The following is a 2,438-nucleotide window of genomic DNA, read 5'->3' as shown; positions in this document are numbered from 1 at the left end:
GCCGCCCTCCCCGCGCCCCCGCGCCGGGTGGGGGCGCCCCCCCCGGCGGGGGGGGCGTTGGCGCCCCCGCTCCGCTTTATAGCTTGAGGCCCGAAGACATCAGGCCCGGATGCGCCTGGCCTCGAGCCGGTGGAACAGGTGGGTGAAGGTGGCCGCGCCGAGGATCGGCACCAGCAGGTTCACCAGCGGGATGGTCAGCGGCACCACCATCAGCACGCCGGCGATCCAGATCGTCACGAAGTAGCGCTTGCGCAGCTGCGCCGCGCCATCGCGCCCGACCCGGCGGATCGCCGCGAGGGTGAAATATTCCCGCCCCAGAAGGAAGCCGTTCAGCCCCCAGAAGATAAACGGCGCCAAGGGCGCGAGGAAGATGTAGAGCACCAGCGCGATGATGTTGGCGCCGATCAGCACCCCCAGGAAGGCCAGCGAATCGCGGATATTGTCCACCAGCGACAGCTCGTTCGCGGGGCCCAGCGCCGGGTAGTGCCGGTCTTCCACCGCCTGCGCCACGTCGTCGAGGAAGATGCCGGTGATCGCCGAGGCCACCGGCACCATCAGGAACACCGACAGGAGCAGCATCAGCGGGATCGCACCCCAGCTGATCGCATCGTCGACCCAGGTCACGGTGCCGATCCACGGCAGCGACACGCTGTCGCCGAGGAACCAGCCCACCACCTGTACGAAGACCACGTAGAACGCCACGAAGATCGCCACGGTGATGCCGAGCCCCTTGGCCAGCACCGACTGGAAGCGGCGGTCGCCAAGCTGGCCGACGGCGGCCAGGAAGGAAGAGACCGGGATCATTCCGAGACCCACGTCGTGATGGCGTCGAGATCCGGGCGCGGGCGCTCGGGCGGGGCCGAGCTTTCGGTGCCGATGTGCAGGAAGCCGGCGATGCGCTCCTCCGGGGCGAGGCCCAGGGTGTCTTCGACAAAGGGCCGATCCTCGGCGATCCAGCCCGAGAGCCAGTTGGCGCCCCAGCCGCTGGCCAAAGCCGCGTTGAGCAGCGCCAGGCAGACCGCGCCGGCCGAATAGGTCTGCTCGATCGGCGGCACCTTCGGGCTCTCCTTTGGCGATTCGACCACCGCCACGCAGAGCGGGCTGTTGACGAACTGCGCGCGGGCCTTGTCGGCCTGCACCGGATCGAGCGCCAGCGCCGCGCCGCGCTCGGCCGCCGCCGCAGCGAGCCGCTGCAGCGCCGCGCCTTCCAGCACGATGAAGCGCCACGGCTCGAGCTTGCCGTGATCGGGCGTCCGCGCGGCGGCGGTGAGGATCGGCATCAGCGCCGCGCGGTCGGGCGCCGGGCCGGTCAGCGTCTTGGCCGGGCGCGAGCGGCGGCTCAGCAGGAAGTCCATCGCGGCGGGGTTCGGTGTGGGCATGCGCATCTCCTTGACGGTCCGCCCCTATGTCAGGCTTTGGCCCGCGGGTTTCAACCGCCCGCGTTGCCCGTGGCGCGCCCGGCTGCTAAGCGAAAGGCGCCCCGGCGAGGAAGGACGACGCACATGGCCAAGGCCACGCTGGCCCATCTGGCGATCCCCGGCGCCACGCTCGAGCTGCGCGTGACGCCCAAGGCCTCGCGCAACGAGATCCGGGAAGAGGACGGCCTGCTCAGGGTCTATGTCACCACGGTGCCCGAGGACGGCAAGGCCAATGCCGCCGTGCAGAAGCTGCTCGCCAAGGCGCTCGGGGTGCCGAAATCGCGGCTGGTGCTGGTGCGCGGGGCGACCTCGCGCGACAAGGCGTTCCGGATCGAGGCCTGAGCCTCACTCCTCCTCGTCGCCCTCCTCGGCGTCGTCGTCGCGCACATAGACCCCTTCGGGCAGGCTGATGGCGGCGGCGAGGTCGCGCATCTGGGTCATGGAGAGGGTGATCTTGTTCACCTTGTCGGTGCGCGGATCGTATTGCTCGACGGTGACGCAATCCTCGAACCCCATGACGATGACGTCTTCCTGGAGATAGCTGCTGCCCTCGTCAACAAGGGTGACGACCGTGGCGTCGAATTCGTGCTCGATGCTAAACATGAGACGAGCCTAGCGCAGGCGGAATCCGCTGCCTATCCCGAAAAGTCCCGCCCCGGCCCGCCCGCGACAGCGAGCCACTGGCGCCGTGGTCACTGGCCCCCTATGGTGGTGAAAACCCACTCGCGATCGGACCCTCTCTTGATCCCTCGTCTTCTTCTGCCCGCCCTTCTCCTGCTGCTCGCCGCGTGCGAGGTCGCCCCGGTCACGATGAGCCCCGAGCAGGCAGCGAACCGCGCCGAGGCCGAGCGCGCCACCCGGCAGTTCGTCGAGGTCGCAAGCCGGATCGAGCCGATCGCCGAAGCCGAGTGCCGCCGCTCCGCGCCGAGGCTCAACTGCGATTACCTGATCGTGGTCGACGACCGCCCCGGGCAGGAGGCCAACGCCTTCCAGACCCTCGACCGGCAGGGCCGTCCGATC

The 2,438-nt window shown here is 69.6% G+C and carries 4 protein-coding genes and 1 pseudogene; 2 read left to right on the top strand and 3 right to left on the bottom strand.

Features of this window, described 5'->3' with window-relative positions; genetic code table 11:
- Nucleotides 1-99: 99 nt before the first annotated feature.
- Nucleotides 100-804, bottom strand: a complete 705-nt coding sequence (locus AC6RA4_RS04055; protein ID WP_500157632.1) for an EI24 domain-containing protein — start codon at nt 802-804, stop codon at nt 100-102.
- On the bottom strand, nt 801-1,379 hold the full coding sequence (locus tag AC6RA4_RS04050; RefSeq protein WP_500157629.1) for a nitroreductase family protein: 579 nt from the start codon (nt 1,377-1,379) through the stop codon (nt 801-803). The genes AC6RA4_RS04055 and AC6RA4_RS04050 overlap by 4 nt, the downstream gene beginning before the upstream one ends.
- Nucleotides 1,380-1,502: 123 nt before the next feature.
- On the opposite strand from AC6RA4_RS04050, the gene AC6RA4_RS04045 reads away from it, so the two are divergent.
- Nucleotides 1,503-1,760 (top strand): DUF167 domain-containing protein, encoded by a 258-nt coding sequence (locus AC6RA4_RS04045; protein ID WP_500157627.1) that lies wholly within the window; start codon nt 1,503-1,505, stop codon nt 1,758-1,760.
- Between the two features lie 3 nt (nt 1,761-1,763).
- Here AC6RA4_RS04045 and AC6RA4_RS04040 read toward each other — a convergent pair whose 3' ends face one another.
- Nucleotides 1,764-2,021 carry a DUF8831 family protein gene (locus AC6RA4_RS04040; protein ID WP_500157625.1) on the bottom strand — a complete coding sequence of 86 codons (258 nt, stop codon included), beginning with the start codon at nt 2,019-2,021 and terminating at the stop codon, nt 1,764-1,766.
- 138 nt (nt 2,022-2,159) lie between these two features.
- On the opposite strand from AC6RA4_RS04040, the pseudogene AC6RA4_RS04035 reads away from it, so the two are divergent.
- Nucleotides 2,160-2,438 (top strand): annotated as a pseudogene (locus tag AC6RA4_RS04035) (peptidase M48); the annotation flags it as partial.

Source organism: Salipiger sp. (assembly GCF_059781815.1).
Note: the sequence above shows the minus strand (reverse complement) of the source record. Positions and strands in the feature narration are given on the sequence as shown.